The organism is Natrinema longum (assembly GCF_017352095.1).
GTDB classification, from domain to species: Archaea; Halobacteriota; Halobacteria; order Halobacteriales; family Natrialbaceae; genus Natrinema; species Natrinema longum.
The window spans coordinates 1,300,702-1,317,792 of the sequence record NZ_CP071463.1 but is presented as its reverse complement, the minus strand read 5'-3'; the positions used below and the strand labels follow the sequence as shown (position 1 = coordinate 1,317,792).

At 64.3% G+C, this 17,091-nt stretch carries 14 protein-coding genes; 7 read left to right on the top strand and 7 right to left on the bottom strand.

The genetic code is table 11. From position 1 onward, the window contains the following. Positions 1-12: 12 nt before the first annotated feature. The 4 genes from J0X27_RS06540 to J0X27_RS06525 form a co-directional block, all read right to left on the bottom strand. The gene (locus J0X27_RS06540; protein WP_207271584.1) at positions 13-798 is read right to left on the bottom strand and encodes an SDR family oxidoreductase; all 786 of its coding nucleotides are present in this window, start codon (positions 796-798) and stop codon (positions 13-15) included. A gap of 52 nt (positions 799-850) precedes the next feature. After that, positions 851-1,309 carry a Tfx family DNA-binding protein gene (locus J0X27_RS06535; RefSeq protein WP_207271583.1) on the bottom strand — a complete coding sequence of 153 codons (459 nt, stop codon included), beginning with the start codon at positions 1,307-1,309 and terminating at the stop codon, positions 851-853. Positions 1,310-1,635: 326 nt separating this feature from the next. Beyond that, complete coding sequence (locus tag J0X27_RS06530) at positions 1,636-2,628, bottom strand: MBL fold metallo-hydrolase (protein ID WP_207271582.1); 993 nt, start codon at positions 2,626-2,628, stop codon at positions 1,636-1,638. Between the two features lie 197 nt (positions 2,629-2,825). Continuing rightward, positions 2,826-3,302 carry a TRAM domain-containing protein gene (locus J0X27_RS06525; RefSeq protein WP_207271581.1) on the bottom strand — a complete coding sequence of 159 codons (477 nt, stop codon included), beginning with the start codon at positions 3,300-3,302 and terminating at the stop codon, positions 2,826-2,828. A gap of 206 nt (positions 3,303-3,508) precedes the next feature. Between J0X27_RS06525 and J0X27_RS06520 the strand changes: the two genes are divergently transcribed. The 5 genes from J0X27_RS06520 to J0X27_RS06500 all read left to right on the top strand — a co-directional run bounded on the left by J0X27_RS06520 (position 3,509) and on the right by J0X27_RS06500 (position 10,255). Further along, positions 3,509-4,300 carry an electron transfer flavoprotein subunit beta/FixA family protein gene (locus J0X27_RS06520; protein ID WP_207271580.1) on the top strand — a complete coding sequence of 264 codons (792 nt, stop codon included), beginning with the start codon at positions 3,509-3,511 and terminating at the stop codon, positions 4,298-4,300. Further along, complete coding sequence (locus tag J0X27_RS06515; protein ID WP_207271579.1) at positions 4,297-5,253, top strand: electron transfer flavoprotein subunit alpha/FixB family protein; 957 nt, start codon at positions 4,297-4,299, stop codon at positions 5,251-5,253. Before J0X27_RS06520 ends, J0X27_RS06515 begins: the two co-directional genes overlap by 4 nt. A 290-nt stretch (positions 5,254-5,543) precedes the next feature. Beyond that, a complete protein-coding gene (locus J0X27_RS06510) occupies positions 5,544-6,809 on the top strand; it encodes an ABC transporter substrate-binding protein (RefSeq protein WP_207271578.1) in 1,266 nt (421 codons plus the stop codon). Further along, a complete protein-coding gene (locus J0X27_RS06505) occupies positions 6,809-9,355 on the top strand; it encodes a methyl-accepting chemotaxis protein (RefSeq protein WP_207271577.1) in 2,547 nt (848 codons plus the stop codon). Before J0X27_RS06510 ends, J0X27_RS06505 begins: the two co-directional genes overlap by 1 nt. Positions 9,356-9,412: 57 nt before the next feature. After that, a complete protein-coding gene (locus tag J0X27_RS06500) occupies positions 9,413-10,255 on the top strand; it encodes a polyprenyl synthetase family protein (RefSeq protein ID WP_207271576.1) in 843 nt (280 codons plus the stop codon). A gap of 62 nt (positions 10,256-10,317) precedes the next feature. Here the strand turns inward: J0X27_RS06500 and J0X27_RS06495 are convergent, their stop codons facing one another. Together J0X27_RS06495 and J0X27_RS06490 are read right to left on the bottom strand one after the other, a co-directional pair. Continuing rightward, a complete protein-coding gene (locus tag J0X27_RS06495; RefSeq protein WP_207271575.1) occupies positions 10,318-11,430 on the bottom strand; it encodes a DUF373 family protein in 1,113 nt (370 codons plus the stop codon). Between the two features lie 70 nt (positions 11,431-11,500). After that, positions 11,501-13,396 carry a hybrid sensor histidine kinase/response regulator gene (locus J0X27_RS06490; RefSeq protein WP_207271574.1) on the bottom strand — a complete coding sequence of 632 codons (1,896 nt, stop codon included), beginning with the start codon at positions 13,394-13,396 and terminating at the stop codon, positions 11,501-11,503. A 122-nt stretch (positions 13,397-13,518) separates the two neighbouring features. Between J0X27_RS06490 and J0X27_RS06485 the strand changes: the two genes are divergently transcribed. Both J0X27_RS06485 and J0X27_RS06480 read left to right on the top strand, forming a co-directional pair. Beyond that, positions 13,519-14,514: a radical SAM protein gene (locus J0X27_RS06485; protein WP_207271573.1), complete on the top strand. Its 996-nt coding sequence runs from the start codon at positions 13,519-13,521 to the stop codon at positions 14,512-14,514. 413 nt (positions 14,515-14,927) lie between these two features. Next, entirely contained in the window at positions 14,928-15,656 is a 729-nt protein-coding gene (locus J0X27_RS06480; RefSeq protein WP_207271572.1) for a hypothetical protein, read from the top strand. A gap of 36 nt (positions 15,657-15,692) precedes the next feature. Here J0X27_RS06480 and J0X27_RS06475 read toward each other — a convergent pair whose 3' ends face one another. After that, a complete protein-coding gene (locus tag J0X27_RS06475; RefSeq protein ID WP_207271571.1) occupies positions 15,693-17,030 on the bottom strand; it encodes a helix-turn-helix transcriptional regulator in 1,338 nt (445 codons plus the stop codon). Between the last annotated feature and the right edge of the window lie 61 nt (positions 17,031-17,091).

Genomic DNA, 17,091 nt, shown 5'->3' with positions numbered 1-17,091 from the left:
GCACGCGAGGCCCTAGCTCCGCAACAGTCCGCCGTCGATTGGCACCTCTGTCCCGTTGACGAAACTCGCCCGCGGGCTCGAGAGGAAAGCGACGACGTCGCCGAGTTCTCGGGGGTCACCGATGCGATCCATCGGGATTTCGCTCGCCATCGCCGTCAGCCCGTCCTCGTAGTCCTCGTAGGTGCCACGCTCGACGCCAGCCTCGATGAGTTCCTCGATCCGGGGCGTCTCGATCGTTCCCGGTAGGACGGCGTTGGCCCGGATCTCGGGCGCGAACTCCCGCGAAACCGTCTTGACGAGCCCGATCACGCCCCGGCGGACCGAGTTCGAGAGCAAGAGGCCGTCCGCGACCTCCCGGACGGTCCGGGAGGTGATGCAGGTGATCGTTCCGTAGTCGGACTCGAGGAGGTGTTCGTGTGCTTCCTCGATCGTCCAGACGACGCTCATCACCAGCAGGTCGTAGGCCTGGTACCAGTCCTGCTCGTCGGTCTCGAGGAACGTCGTACTCGGCGGTCCTCCCGAGGAGGTGACGACGTGATCGAGGCCGCCGAACGCCTCAACCGTCTCACGAACGAGCCCCGACACGTCGTCGGGGTCGGTGAGATCGGCCTGGACGGCCAGAACGTCGCCCGTCGCCGTCTCCGCGAGCTCCGCGCGGGCCGCCTCGAGGCGCGTCTCGTCCCGACCACAGATCGCGACGTTCGCGCCCTCCTCGGCGAGTGCCCGTGCGCTCGCGAATCCGAGGCCGCTCGAGGCGGCGGTCACCAGTGCGCTGTTGCCGTCGAGTTCGAAGTCCATACCGCCACCGATGGCGGCGGCGTACAAATCTCTCTGGGAACCGGTATCGGACTCACTCCTGGTGTCGAACGCGAACCATCCCCTCCGACGTGACCCCGACGATCAGCGGAGTCGACACCTGCCGGCCGGTGACGGCCGCCCCCGCGGCGTCGCTGACGATCTTCATCAGGTCCGGCGCGGTGTGGTCGACCTTGACGCCGGCCTCGTCGCAGGCCTCGTATACCATCTGTGGCACGTCGTAGAGATCGGTCTCGGCCGGGACGCGAACCCGAACTGGCGCACGCAGCGCTTCGGCGAACGCGACCGTCTCGCGGGCTTTCGCGACGTTCTCGCGGGCACTCGATTCGATCGAGGAGACGTTCGCCCGCGAAGTTCCCAGCGCCGCGGCGATATCCGCCTGTGAGATATCGCGTTCGCGCAGTGCGAGCACCTGTGCCTGCCGGTAGGTCAACACGCTCGTCTCGGAATCGAACCCGATCTCCGCGAGGAGTTCCTCGATGTCGTCGATCACGGCGACTCGCCTCGCTTGCGGTTACAGGCTCGCGTCTGCATACCACCATCTAGCCGTCGGTGGGATCAAAGCTTCCACGGTCCCGGCACCGTCGCTATCGGGGCCCCCTGACAGTCGGTTCACACCTGATCGCACGACAGGTCGCGATCAGTGTGTGAGTCGTTTCAGCGGCGACTTTCGTCGCGCGGTCGACGGCGATTGCTCGAGTGGCGGCGCTCACACTGCTGGACAGAACGACGTGAAGCCGATCGCCTGTCTGCGACCGTCCCCGCAGGTGACAGCCCCACATTCGCGACCGGCTTCGTATTGACTGCGATCCAGTAGTATCAGTACTCGAGGTCCCAGCGCTCCCCGTCGGTCGCGGCCAGTTCGTCCGACACGCCGTCGGCGAGGCGATACTCGGTGTCCTCGCGGATGACGGTGCCCGCCCGCTCGAGGTGTTCCAGGTGCGCGTAGGACTCGCCGGGACCGTGGAGGATGTGGATGCCCTCGAGGTCGCCGAACAGGTCGTCGCTGACCGTCCAGGTGTCGCAGGGCCCCTTCCGATCGAGCGCATCGAGGACTCGCCAGGAGCGCTCCTCGTGGTGGTCGATGATGTGCCGGGCGCGGTCGGCGGGGTCGTCGATCGGATCGCGATGGCCCGGCCACGCGCGGTCGTAGTCGGCGTCGACGATTCCCTGGAGCGCGCGGAGGTACTTCGCGAGCGGCTGGTCGACGCGAACGTCGGCTCCGCCGACGTTGGGCGTGTAGACGGGCAGCAACGCGTCCCCGGAGAAGACCGCCCGCCCGCCGTCGAGGTCCGCCTCGAACATGCTGAGGCCGGCGGCGTGACCGGACGTGTGGACGACCTCGAGTTCGGTCTCGTCGAACGAGAACGTGTCGCCGTCCTCGAACGCCGTCACGGTCGGCGTCTCGACCGTCGTCTCGCCGTCGGCCATGTGCTCGAGTAGGACCTTCTGCTTCGGTTCGGGCATCCCCCACTCCGCGAAGTACCGCTTCTGACGATCGTACATCTCGTCCCAGGCGTCTTCGTCGCCTTCTACGAGCGCCGCGTCGTCGGCGTGGACGTACACCTCGGCACCGCTCTCGGCCTGAATCTCGCCGGCCAGTCCACAGTGATCGTGGTGCCAGTGGGTGAGGAAGATCCGGTCGACGTCGTCGAAGCCGAGTCGGCGGTCGGCGAGGGCGGCCTCGAGTTGCTCTCGCGTCGTCGCCATCCAGTCGCCGGTATCGATCAGTACCGTCTCCGAACCGTCCGAAAAGAGGTAGGCGTTGTTGTCCCCCTCGAACGCCGAATTCGACAGCGAAATGCGTTCCATGAGGGGTGATCCAACAGGAATCGAGAAAACGTTATGTGAAGCGGAACGTCGCGAACGGATGATCGCGGCCCAATCGTGCCCACCATACGACGCCGCTCGTGTAACTGTAACGTGGTCGACGGGGCGATTTCACTGCACGGGCGGCAGCGCGAACCCGACGAAGAAACCGACTGCGCGAGCTGTCCACTCGAGCGCCCTTACGAGCCCCAGAAGTTATCACGGCTCCCGAGTCGCTCACGTTCGGGGCCGTCGTCGCCGTCGTCCGCATCGGTTTCGTCGGCGGCGACATCGCCGTCCGTCTCGTCCGTTTCGTCGGTGTCCGCGGTCTCGCCGTCGGGAGTCATCGGCAGGAGTTCCAGTTCCTCGGCACGGGCGTGATTGCTGTGGACCCGTGTAATCTCGACTCGTGCACGAGCCTCCGGCAGGACGCCGTCGACCATGACGATAAACCCGTCGTCGGTTCGGCCGACACCGGCACCGCTTTCGTGCATGTCGACGACGTCGATGACGACCTCTTCACCCGGCTTGACCGGCTGTGTCTTGAGGTCTTCGATCGGCTGGTTGTAGTGGTTACACCACTCCTTGCCACCCCGGTCACCGTAGTGTTGACATCCCATTCCCGAGATCCGTTCCGAGAAGATCGGGCAGTCATCTGCGAGTGGACAGTCTGCCATGGTCGACACTACCAGCGGTGGCGTTAAACCGTTTCCGTCTTTGCGTTCGGAACCGCGTTCGAGTGAAATGCTGGTAGTCCACGGTGAACGAACCGACAGCAAGTCTAATCTCCGAGCGACGATTTGTGAACTCTGGAAACTGAACGCCTTCCACGCGACGGGCGGTTTCGAAAAGATTTACGGTATGGGCGTAGCAGTGACAGACGATGAAAATTCTCGTTACGGTCAAAGAGGTGGCGACCGTCGAAGACGAGTTCGAGATCGACGGAACCGAGATCGCGGATCAGTATCTCGGTGCCGATTTGAACGAGTGGGACGATTACGCGATCGAAGAGGCCGTCCAGCTCCAGGAAGACGGCATCGCAGACGAGGTCGTCGCGGTCACTATCGGCCCGGAAGACTGTGAACAGACCATTCGTCAGGCCCTCGCGAAGGGTGCCGACCGCGCCGTCCGCGTCTGGGACGACGCGCTGGAAGACGTCGACCTCCTCGACGTCAACGCCAAGACGGAGATCCTCAGTGCCGTCATCGAGGAGGAAGACCCCGACCTCGTCCTCTCGGGCGTGCAGGCCGGCGACGATAGCTTCGCCGCGACCGGCGTCTCCGTGGCAGAGAACATCGGCTTCCAGTGGGGAGCCGTCGTTAACCACCTCGAGCACGACCTCGACGACGGCGTCGCGTCCGTGCGGCGCGAACTCGAGGGCGGCGTCGAGGAGCTGACGAACATCGATCTTCCCGCCGTGTTGACGATCCAGACGGGGATCAACGAGCCCCGCTACGCCAGCCTCCGTGGCATCCGACAGGCACAGCAGAAACCGATGGACGTCAAGGCACTCGCCGACATCGGCGTCGACGAGAGCACGATCGAGACCGAACTCGAGCTGACGGACATGTACGAGCCCGAAAGTGAAAGCGACGCGACGTTCTGGGAGGGCAGCGCCGAGGAGACGGCCTCGGAGCTGGGTGAACTGCTCCGCGACAAGGGGGTGGCACAATGACGGACGTCCTCGCAGTCGCGGACCACCGACGCGGCGAACTGCGCGACGTCAGCTACGAGATCATCACTGCCGGTCGCCAGCTCGCCGACGAAACCGGCGGCGACCTCCACCTCGCGGTCATCAGCGGCACCGTCGACGACTTCGCCGACAAACTCAACCGCGAGGGCGTCGACGCGATCCACACCGTCTCCCACGGCGAGGAGTTCAACCACGACGTCTACACGCAGGCGGTCACGCAGCTCTACGACGAGCTCGCCCCGCAGTACGTGCTGACGCCCAACAGCGTCAACGGGCTCGACTACGCGCCCGCGATCGCCAACCAGCTCGACCTGCCAGTCGTCACCGACACGATCGATCTCGACAACGACGGCGAGACGCTCGTCGCGACCCGCGAGATGTACGGTGGCAAGGTCGAGACGACCAACCAGCTCGAGGGCGACGCCGTCGTCACCATCCGCGGTGCCGAGTGGCCCGCTGCGGAGGGAACCGGCGACGCCGCGATCGAGGCCTTCGACGCGGACATCGACGAAGACGCGATCGGGTCGACCGTCAACGGCTTCGAAGAAGTCGGCGGCGGCGACGTCGATATCAGCGAGGCCGACCTGCTGGTCTCGGTCGGCCGTGGGATCGAAGAAGAGGAGAACCTCGATCTGATCCGCGACCTTGCGGACGCGCTCGGCGCGACGCTGTCCTCGTCCCGTCCGATCGTCGACAACGGCTGGCTGCCCAAGAACCGGCAGGTCGGCCAGTCCGGGAAGGTCGTCACGCCCGACGTCTACATCGCGATCGGGATCTCCGGCGCAGTCCAGCACGTCGCCGGGATGAAAGGCTCCGATACGATCGTCGCGATCAACACGGACCCCAACGCGCCGATCATGGACATCGCCGACTACGCGATCGTCGACGACCTCTTCGACGTCGTGCCGGAACTCATCGAGGAGTTCGACGAATAAGCGGTTTTCCGGTTCGGATTTTTGCGCGAGCGGTCGCGAACCGAGTGAGCGACTCGAGCGGCCATTTCGGTGGGATTGCAGTTGCGGTGGTGCACGCCGGCTTTCTGCGACGCGTCCTCGGTGTCGGGCGGTCCACGCCATACGATCAGTTCCCGGTCGGGAGTGTCACCGTCCGACTACTGGCGGTGACCCCGGTTTCTCGACCGGTGATATCGCCGTTCATTGATAGCCAGCTAACTGTTCGGTTTTGCAGACAGTATCGTTATATACCATGAGTTAGATTCAGAAGTATGCCCAGACGATCGAATCGACGAACGCTGCTGTCTGGTCTCTGTACCGCTGGTCTCGGCAGTCTTGCCGGCTGTCTCAGTTCGGTACCCGGACTCGATTCGAACGATTCCGAGTCGGAGACCGACGTTGGTGGTACCGACCGGACGCTCAAACTCGGTATCATGCAACCGCTGAGCGGCAATCTCGAGTCGCTCGGGAAACCGATGCGAGACGCCGCAGAACTCCCGATCAAACAAGTACGAGACGACGTATCGCTCGACATGGATTACAATGTCGTCGACACGGAAACGTCCCCGTCCGCGGGTGTTCAAAGCGCTTTCACGCTCGTCGAGGAGTATCCGATGGTCAACGGTCCGGCGGCGGCCGACGTGACGCTGCAGGCGACACAGCAGGTACTCATTCCGTACCGGACCGTCTGCTGTTCGCCCAGCGCGACGTCGCCGACGATCACGTCGCTCAACGACGCCGGTCTCGTCTTCCGGACCGCACTGTCGGACCGGCTGCAGGCGATCGTTCTGGCCCAGCAGGCGACAAACGATCTCGGCCACGACAACGCCGCGATCCTCTACGAGAACAACGACTACGGCTGGCAGTTGAGCCAGGCGTTCACGCGGTCGTTCCAGCGCACACACGGGGGCACGGTCACGTCACAGGTCCCGCTGAAAGGCGACTCGAACTCCTACGACGCGGCCATCGAGCGGGCCAGGACGGACGATCCCGACCTGTTGCTCGTGATCGGCTATCCGGAGACCGGCGGCCAGGTACTCACTGACCTCGGTGGCGACGCCCCGGAGGACATCCTCGTTACCGACGGGATGCAAGATGGGGCCCTCCACGACGAGATCGATTACTCGCTCGACGGCATCCGCGGCACCGCACCGCTGGTCGACGGGCCGGGTAACCAGACGTTCACGGAGCTATTCGAGGGCGAGTACGACACCGAACCGGGCATCTTCACGCCCCAGGCGTACGACGCGAGCGCCGTCTTGCTGCTCGCGAACGCCTACGCTGGGCAAAACGACGGCCAAGCGATCGGCAGCGCCATGCCGGTTGTCACGACCGGAGACGGGAAGGAGATCACCCCGAACAACCTCGCGGAGGGAATCGAACTCGCGGCCGAGGGCGATGCCGTCACGTATCAGGGGGCGTCCGGCTCGGTTACCTTCGACGAGAACGGCGACGTGACCGACGGCGTCATCCAGTACTGGGAGTTCGACGAAAGTTCTTCCGGCGGAATCGCCGAAATAGACCGGGTGAGTCCATAATGGTGTCGCTCGCATCGCTGGTTCCGTCGTTCATCAGGCGGCGGTACCTCCTGAAGTTCGTGGTCTCGATCCTTGCGGTCGTGCTCGTGATCGGGAGCGTCGGGGCGGTCAGCTACGTCCAGATCGATCAGACGGTCCGGACGGACTCGAACGAACAGCTCGAATCGACCGCCGAAACGCATGCGGATACGATCAGTAACTGGGTCGAGTCGATGCGCGTCCAGACCCGGACGGCGTCCGATTCGTCGGTCCTTCGCGAGGGCGATCCGCAAGCAGTTCAGGGCAAACTCGTCGAAGAGCAGGCCCGGATGGATGTCGACGTCCGTGCGATCCACTACGTCGACACCGAGAACAACGAGATCGTCACGAGCACGAACGCGGCCTACCGCGGCGAATCGTTCGCCGAGCTGTCGGAACCGTGGGCCGCAGACGGCTTCGAGGACAACCTCGGACTCGACGAGTCCGTCTGGCACTCCCAGTCGTCCTACCAGTCACCGACCCTCGAGGATCAGGTGATGGCCTTCGCCAGTCCGGTCACCGACCGCGAAGATCGGGCCGTCGTCATCATCGGCACCCTCGAGTATCAGGTCGACCAACTCCACGAGGAGAACACGTCCGCCTCGACGGCCATCATCGGCGGCGACGGCGCGACAGTCTTCAAGGCCGAGTCGGCGTCGCTCGACGCTGACGCGGCCGACAACGATGCGGTCGAGGCTGCCCTCGGCGGCCGGATGACTCGCACCCAGGACGGTGATGTCGTCCGAGCGTACGTCCCCGTGGGCAACACTCAGTGGGTCGCCGTCACGAGCGTCCCGACGGAGCAAGCCTACGGCGTCGCGAACGATGTCGAGACCAACGTCATCACGATGGTGCTTGCGAGTCTGATCGCCCTCGGAGTCGTCGGCGGCGTCCTCGGACGGCAGACCGTCGTCCCGCTGACTCGGCTCCGCGACCGGACGGCCGAGATGGAAGAAGGCAACCTCGACGTCGATCTCGAGACGAACCGCGTCGACGAGATCGGCCGGCTGTACGATGGCTTCGACAGTATGCGCGCCTCGTTGCGAAACCAGATCGAGGCGGCCGAGGTCGCCCGTGAGGAGGCGGAAGCGGCCCGCGAGGAGACCGAATCGATGAACCACCACCTCGAGATGAAAGCCGAGGAGTTCAGCAACGTGATGGACGAGTGTGCCGACGGAGATCTAACCCAGCGGCTCGACCCCGAGAGCGAGAGCGATGCGATGACCGATATCGCGGTCGCGTTCAACGAGATGCTCGTGGAACTCGAGGAGACGACGGCCAACGTCAAGGCCTTCGCCGACGAGGTGGCGGCGGCCAGCGAACAGGTGACTGCCAGTTCCGAGGAGGTTCGTTCGGCGTCACAGCAGGTTTCCGAGTCGATTCAGTCGATTTCGGACGGTGCGGACCGCCAGAACCAGAACCTGCAGTCGGTCAACCAGGAGATGAGCGACCTGTCGACGACGACTGAGGAGATCGCGGCCTCCTCGAACAACGTCGCCGACCTCGCGGAGCAGACGGCCGAAACTGGACGGCTGGGTCGCCAAGCGGCACAGGAAGCGATCGACGGGATGCACGTGATCGAATCGGAGTCGACCGATGCCGTCGATGCGATCCAGGACCTCGAAGAGGAGATGGCACAGGTCGACGAACTCGTCGAGTTCATCTCCGACGTCGCCCGCGAGACGAACATGCTCGCCCTGAACGCGAACATCGAAGCCTCGCGGGGCGACAGCGGCGAGGACGGCTCCGGGTTCGGTGCCGTCGCTACGCAGGTCAAAGAGTTGGCCGCGGACACGAAATCGACCGCTGAGGACATCGAACAGCGGTTAGAGCGGATCGACGAACAGACGACTGAAACGGTGACCGAGGTCCAGCGCACCGCAGAGCGGATCTCGGAGCACGTCGGCTCCGTCGAAAACGCCGCGGAGGCGCTCGACGAGATTTCCCACTACGCCGATCGGACCAACGACGGCGTCCAGGAGATTTCCGCGGCGACAGAGGAACAAGCGGCCTCGACGCAGGAGGTCGTCGCCATGGTCTCGTCGGCGACGAACATCTCCGAAGCGACCGCGGCCGAATCCCAGCGCGTCGCGGCGGCTGCCGAAGAGCAGACCTCCGCCCTTTCGGAGGTGTCGGAGAGTGCGAGTTCACTCGCCGATCAGGCCGCACACCTGAGCGAGACGCTCGATCACTTCGAAACCGACCGAGCGGAAGACGTCTCCGTCGACGAGTACGAATCCGACCACGAGATGTCCTTCGAGTTCGAGGAAACGGATATCGACGGCGACGACATGGTTGAGCACCGTGATGGGAATCCCGATTCGGTGGCCAAGACTATAACCGAGTCCGAACCGGACGACCGAGCATCGACGGAGGCCACGAGGGGCGTGACCGACGCGGAAGACGGAAGCGATGCCGACGACGGGGCGGCCGAGACGGGAATCGAGTCCGGGTCGGAGGCCGACGACACGGACGCTGACGGGTCGTCGGACGACGAGTTTTCCTTCACTCGGTTCGACGACGAGTAAGACCGAGTCGACGGTCGAACCGTCACGTACTTTTCACCGCCGTCCTAAGCGCGGGTGATGGAACTGCTGGAGCGCCGACGGGCGCTGATCGAGGAGCGTCTCGTCGAGGTCGTCGAGGGGGTCGAACCCGAGACACTCAGCCAAGAGGTTCGCCACGTCGCGCTCTCGGGCGGGAAGCGCGTCCGACCGATGGTGACGTTATTGGCCTGTGAGACCGTCGGCGGACGGGCCGAGGACGCAGTCGAGTTCGGCGTCGGGATCGAACTCGTTCACGCGGCCTCGCTGGTCGTCGACGACATCATCGACCGCTCGGAGCTGCGACGCGGGACGACCAGCGCCTGGGCCGAGTTCGGTCATGGCCCGGCGATCATCACCAGCGATGGGCTGCTCGGAGAGGCGTTCGCCCTGTTTTCGGCCGATCCGAACGCGACCCGCGTCGTCGCCGAAGCGATGGTCGAACTCGGCATCGGCGAGGCGACCGAACTGTCCGCCGAGCCGACCAACGAGGAAGAGTACATGACCCTGGCGCGCCGCAAGACCGGGGCGCTGTTCCGGGCGGCGGCGGAACTCGGGGCGATCGCGGCCGACTCCGATCCCGTCACCGTCGAGGCGCTGGGCGAGTACGCCGAACGAGTCGGGATCGCCTTCCAGATCAGGGACGACGTGCTCGATGCCGTCGCCGATCCCGAGGAACTGGGCAAACCGACCGGCAACGACGCAGCACTCGAGCGCCCGTCGGTCGTTCAGGTGACGGATCTCACGCCCGAGGAGGCCAACGCTCACGCCCGGCGGGAAGCCGACCGAGCGATCGACGCCCTGGATCGAGTCGAAGTCGCCGATCCCGAGGCCCGACAGTATTTGCTCGATCTCGCGGAATTCGTCGTCGAACGCGAGCGATAAGCGGCGACTCGCCCCCGAAATCGGCGCGCACCGCCGTCGGGTGCGCGGGGATCGGGTCCCCGTCAGACGCGTTCGGCCCGCGTCCCCTCTTCGCGCTCCGGATCGCCGAACCACGATTCTGCGACGGCGAAGGTCAGCGTACTCATAATTCCGAGCAGCGTCCCTGCCGTCAGTGCCGTCGCGAGATAGGTGATGCCCACCTCCTCGAGGAAGAACGCACTCACCGCATAGAGGACGATCGCGATCGAGAGCACGTAGAAGGGGGCGTTGAGGTATCGCCACTCCAGCGAGCCGGCGATGTATTCGTCGGTGATCTGTCCAAGGCTGGTCGTCAGCCCCGCCGCGGCCAGCCAGAGAATCGAGCCGTTGACCAGTGCGGCGAGCATGACCGGGACCTCGAGATCGCCGGCGGTCGATCGTTGGACTCCCTCGAGCGTGTCGACCCCGCTGACGCCGCCGAGGACGAACAGCGCCGCGGCGACGACGTACGCCAGCAGCGTCGTTCGGCCGGCATACAGCGAGCGGCGGGCGCGTTCGACGGCGGTGTCCAGCCGGTCGCCGAGGCCGAGTCCGCGCGAGATGAGATAGAAGCCAAGCAGCGCGGACGTCATGCCCAGTACGAACCCCGGCATGTCCAGGACGGTCCCGATCAGCGCGAGCGGATAGATCAACAGGAGAATGCCGAGCGGGATGAGGACCGTCCCGCGCGTCTCGGGATCGTCTAACACCTGCTTGATCGTGTAGTACATCGACTCGAGGTCCTGTGCCTGCCGGACGACGACCCGCCGAACGCCGTCGATGGGGACACGCGAACGGATGATCGGGATGACGGACTCGTCCTGTGCGCCGTCCGTGACGACGAGGGTCGTGACGTCTTCCGCGGTCGAGAGGCTCGCGAGGACGGTGTCGACTTCGTCGCCGACTTCCCGGTTGGCGCTGACGTCGCCCTGATCGTTGCCGGTGACGACGGCGACTTCGACGTTCTCGTCGCGGTCGGCGAGATCGTCGTAGACGTGCAATCCCTGAAAGATGACGTTGACGTCGGAGTCCTCCGGATCCGCGGTGGCGAGTGCGACCGCTGCCTCCTCGACTGGAGCGCGGCCGATAACCGGCGTCGAGAAACCGGTCTTCCGGCCGAGATCGTCGTCGAGATCGACACAGAGGACCAACAGCATCGGGTCGTAGTTGTACGCCGCGGTATTTTTCTCTTCTGGGACGCCGAAACGGCGTCGATAGCAGTCGGAATCAGCCGGAGCCGTCCGTCCCGGCGTCGGACTCGTCGGGTATCGATCCGACGTCGGCGTCGGACGTCGTCACGTTCGTGATCTCGAACCGAGCACCGCCGGCCGATCCGTTCCGAGCCGTGACCGACCAGCCGTGAGCCTCGGCGATTTCCGCGACGATCGCCAACCCGAAGCCGGTCCCGTCCGGCTTCGTCGTATAGCCGAACTCGAACAGCGAGTCCGTATCGGCCGGCAGCCCCACGCCCGTGTCCTCGACGGAGAACCCGTGTCGGCTCGTCTCGTCGCCGGTCGACTCCCCATCAGCCGCGAGCGGACCGACGGTGACGACCAGCGGCTCCGTCTCGTCGGTTCCATGCTTGACCGAATTCCGAAACAAGTTCTCGAACAGCGTCCGAAGTCGAGCGTCGTCGCCGTACACTCGCATCTCGCCGTCGATCTCGAGACGAGCATCGCCGGTGTCGACGGTCGACCACGCGTCGCGGGCCACTCCGGCAAGCGGGAGCCATTCCCGCTCGCCGATCGTTTTGCCCTGCCGGGCCAACTGCAACAGCCCGTCGACGAGTTCCGCCATCCGCGACAGCGACCACTGCAATTCGTCGACGTGTCGACTGTCGAGTTGTTCCTCAAGGGGATCGAGATGACCCTGTGCGACGTTCAGCGGGTTTCGGAGGTCGTGGCTGACGAGGCTGGCGAACTGTTCGAGCCGGTCGTTCTGGCGCTCGAGTTCGCGTCGATAGCGCTCCTGTCGGGTGATATCGCGGAACGCGTGGACGGTTCCGGCGAACTCGCCGTCCTCGAGCGGAAGCAATTTCGTATGGACGTCGTAGATCCGTTCGTCGCCGTCGGGTCGACGAAAGCGAACCTTGTACGTGGCTTTCCCGTCGGTGTCCGCGGAGAGGAGCTGACGGACGGCCTCGATGTACTGATCGATCGTCGACTCGCGATAGTATCCGCGTTCGATGAGCGTCGGAAACGCCATCCCCAGGAGTTCGTCTTCGGACTCCTCGAATTCGGACAGATATTCGTCGTTCAGCCAGACGATGGTCCCGTCCGCATCGAGCACGAACAGCCCGAACGGTGCGGTCTCGAGGATCGTCTCGTCCCGGTAGCGTTCGCGGCGTCGTTCCCCGTGGCGTGTGAGTTCCCGAACGATGCCGATGGAGCCGGCGGGCTCGTCGTCGATCTCCAGCGGTGCGACACTCATCTCGCCGGCCCGTCGTCCATCCTCGGTTTCGAACGTACACTCGAAGCGTGATCTCTCCGGGGGCGCTGCTGTGGTCACTGGGTCCGGCGCATCGCTCGCACCCGCGGCCGTTTCGTCGGCGAGAAACGTCTCGATAGTCGACCCGAGCAGTCGCTCTCGGTCGTCCCCCAGCCAGTCGACCGCCGCGTCGTTTACCATCGTGATCGTCCCGTTCCGATCGAAGAGACAGATCGGGTCGGCAGCGTTCTCGACGATCGACCGGTACCGCTCGAGTTGCCGATCGACCGCCGCTCGACGGGCTTCCACACGGCGTTTCTCGACGGCGTTCTCGATTCGATGTGCGAGGACCGTATACTGGGCGGTGGCAGTTCCCTTTCGCAGGTAGTCGGTCACGCCGGCGTCGATCGCCTTGCGTGCGATTTCCCCCGGATCAGCGCCCGTAACCAGGAGAAACGGGACGTCCGGATCGCGGTCGCGGACGGCCTCGAAGAACTCGAGTCCGTTCATTCCGGGCATCTCGTAGTCGCTGATGAGACAGTCGATATCGACGTCGTCGAGGATCGCGAGCCCCGCACGCCCGCTGTCAGCGGTCGTTACGTCGAACTCGTCGTTCGTTCGCTCGAGGGCGGTCGCGAGGAAGTCGCGAACGCTCGGATCGTCGTCGACACACAGGACGTGGATCCTCGCTGACATCGGCTATTCTCCCTTCCGTCCCCATCGTATAATAACGTGTGGCCAGAAACGAGGTGTCGACACGATCCAGTCCACTGCAGTTTCGTACGGCTTTTGAGGCTCGGGTGGCTACGTTCCGTCGAATGATCTCGAAGGGCTGTGAGCAGTGTGCGAAAGGTGGCAAGATGGTGCTGTTCGTCTATGGCTACTGCGACCAGCGCGACTGCTTTTACTGCCCGCTCGGGGAGAACCGCAAGAACGTCACCGACGTCTACGCCAACGAGCGACTCGTCGAAACCGACGAGGACGTGCTCACCGAGGCCCACCGGATGGACGCGCTGGGTACGTCGATCACCGGCGGCGAGCCCCAGGAGGCGCTCGGTCGGACCTGTCACTACCTCGAGTTACTCAAAGACGAGTTCGGCGAGGACCATCACACCCACCTCTACACCGGTATCACCGGCGGCCGGGAGAACATGCGACGGCTCGCCGAGGCCGGGCTCGACGAGATCAGGTTCCACCCACCCTACGAACAGTGGGGCGATCTCCACGGCACAGAATGGGAGGAGATCCTCTATATCGCCCGCGAAGAAGGGCTCACCCCCGCGTTCGAAATCCCCGGTATCCGCCCCGAAGAGGAGTTCCTCGAACTCATCGACGAGGGCGCGGCCGAGTTCTGTAACGTCAACGAGTTCGAGATGAGCGACGGGAACTACCGCCGGATGCAGGAACAGGGGTACGAACTCAAGGAAGACCACATGAGCGCCGTCGACGGCTCCCGCGAGGAGATCCTCGACGTGATGGGCGACCACGAGAAGGTCTACTTCTGTACGTCCGTGTTCAAGGACGCGGCCCAGCATCGTCGCCGCCTCAAACGCATGGCCCGCAACATCCGCCGCGAGTTCGACGACGTCACCGACGACGGGACCCTCGTCTACGGCAAGACCCGCGCCGACCCCGCGGAGTTCGAGGCGCTGGGCGTCCCCGAGGAGTTCTATACCGTCAAACCAGACCACGTCGAGGTCGCCTGGTGGCTCTTAGAGGAGATGATCGAGGACGGCGACCTCGAGGACGGCGAGATCGTCGAGCAGTATCCGACCTACGACGGACAGGTCGTCGAGCGGACGCCGTTAGCGTGAGTACCGCGAGCGAGCGAAGCGAGTGAGGGGTTTTTTGGTGGAGATTTTTCGAGGAGGGTGAACGCAGTGAACCTGACGAGAAAAAGGTCCACGTGGCAGGTCGTCGAGCGGACGCCGTTAGCGTGAGTACCGCGAGCGAGCGAAGCGAGTGAGGGGTTTTTTGGTGGAGATTTTTCGAGGAGGGTGAACGCAGTGAACCTGACGAGAAAAAGGTCCACGTGGCAGGTCGTCGAGCGGACACCGCTAGGTAGGACCGCGAGCGGACCGGATTCGAATCGGTTGTACACGCTATAACGATCGTCCCACAGCGTGCAACCCCCCGAATATGGCCGTCTCAAAACTCTCGTGTCCCGTTCATCGCCGAGCGAGTCGGTGCCGCTTATCCGGGTTGTAATAATGGCGGGTGTCCCGAAATGAGCGGCTACGATGAAATCCCGAACCTAGCAGTCGTCGCGGTTGCACTGCTCGTCGCCCTCTCCGGGTGTAGTGCTCTCGGTGGCTCTCAGACGGCTGACCCAGCGACCGAGTCCGATTCGGAGCCAGTGAACGAAACCGAGTCGGAAGCGAACGGCTCCGACGACACCAGCGACGACATCGAATCGAACGGGACCGAGAACGACACGGATGACGGAACCGAGAACGGCACGGACGACGGAGATGACACCGCGGATGCGGAGTGGTCCCCGCCCGAGGAACCGAACCGTCCGATAGAAGACGAACGCGAGGATCGAATCGAATCCGTCGAGTTCGTCGACAAAGAACCCGCAGCGAGTGGCGACGGCTACTCGAACTTCAACCTCGAGGTCGTTGCCAACACCAGCATGGAGGACGTCGATCCGCCAGAACACGGTGACGTGGAGGGTGAGCCGTACTTCTTCGTCAAGATCAACGAGGACGAACAGAAGCTAATCGAGCGAACGGATGAGGTTCGCATGGAAGAGAACGGGACGTTCCACATCGACGTTCGACCGGCCGGTATCGAAGAGTTCGGTGCGGGCTCGTTGGCCGTCGAGGTCTTCCTGATGGACGAGGACAAAGACTGGGACGACATCTACGACTCCGTCGGCAGGGACATCCAGTACAACCCGGACGCGGACGACTCGTCCAGCATCGAGGACGGGTCGGAGACCAGCGAGAACTGAGCCTGCCGGCGGATCGACCGTCCCGGACCGAGACGATCACTCCACCTCGGTCGGATCGACGCCCGGCAGCGTGATGAGGTTTTCCCGGCCGATCCGGAGCTTCTCGATCTCGTCGTCGTCGTCCATCTTCGAGAGGAGCTGTGAGACCTTGGCGTTCGACCAGCCGGTCTCCGTGACGATTGAGGCCTGTTTCATCCGACCGCCGTTTCGTTTGAGCAATCGAAGGACGCGTTCCTCGTCGCTTAACAGTTCGGGGTCGATTTCGTCGTCGACCGATTCCTCGAACTCGAGGTGGGTGCCCGATCCGCCGTCGGTATCGGCGGCTGCGGGCGAGTCGACCGCCGCGTTGGCGACCGGTTCGGCGCTCCCATCGCCGTGGGTCGTGGTCCCATCGGAACCGTTCCCGTCACGTTCGCGGGGATCGAGTCGCTTCAACAGCCCGAGTGGCCCGGTGGTTGCGAGCGACGCCAGCGGATCGGTCGCCCCCTCCCGGTCGCCGTCGGTCTGTCGCCTCGCGAGGACGTAGCCGCCAGCCCCGATGAGGGCGACGACTCCGAGAAGCGCAGCGATCAGCACGGTCGTATTCGAACTCGGCGAGTTCGGGCCAGCCCCCTGAAGGAGCGTGATCTCGAGGCCGTCCTCCTCGAAGTGATGGGGGCCATTCCAGACGAGCGCGCTATTTTCGGTTCCTGTCGGCGCGTCGACGAAGCCGTAGTTCTCCGGGGGTTCGATGACGAGCCGTTGCCAACTGGCTAACGACTCGAACAGGAGTCCCTCGGTCGTCTGGAAGCTGTCGCCGACGCGAATCCGATCCCCGTCGACGGTTCCGAAGTTCGTCCAGGTGAACGAATACGAAAGGACACCAATTCGGACATCGTCGCCGTTCGTGGCCGGTTCTTCGTCGGTCTCGAGGGGGTCGATCCGTGCCTCGTCCCAGCCGGCGTTCTCGACGCTCATCTCGCGGCTGTTCGAGTCGGCAACGCGGCTCGCGTACCGGTCGAACACTCGCGGATCGTACTGTGGGTCCCGCTGGCCCGCCATGACCGCGTCGGCGTACTCGTGGAAGGTTTCGGCCTCGGAGTCGTCGGTCACGAGGAACCGGCTTTCGATATACCATTCCGCATCGCCATCGTCGGTGATGCGAACCCGGATCACCTGCCGCGTCTCGGGACTCTCGAGGGGCGGTGAGGACGATTGGAGGGCCGATACCGACTCTGGCTGCTCGAGGGCTAAGGCTGGGGAGGGAGACGTCGGCGGGGACCGCTCACCAGTCGTCGACGCAGGCGTCGACGGTGTGGCGGCGGTCACTGCCCCCAGACTGGACGTAGCGAGGAGGACTGTGAGGGCGAGTGCGGCGGCGGTGGACATCCGCATGTGTACCAATTGGGTGGTTTCCACGGGGAAAAAACACTTTCCATCGAAAATAAACCCCTTC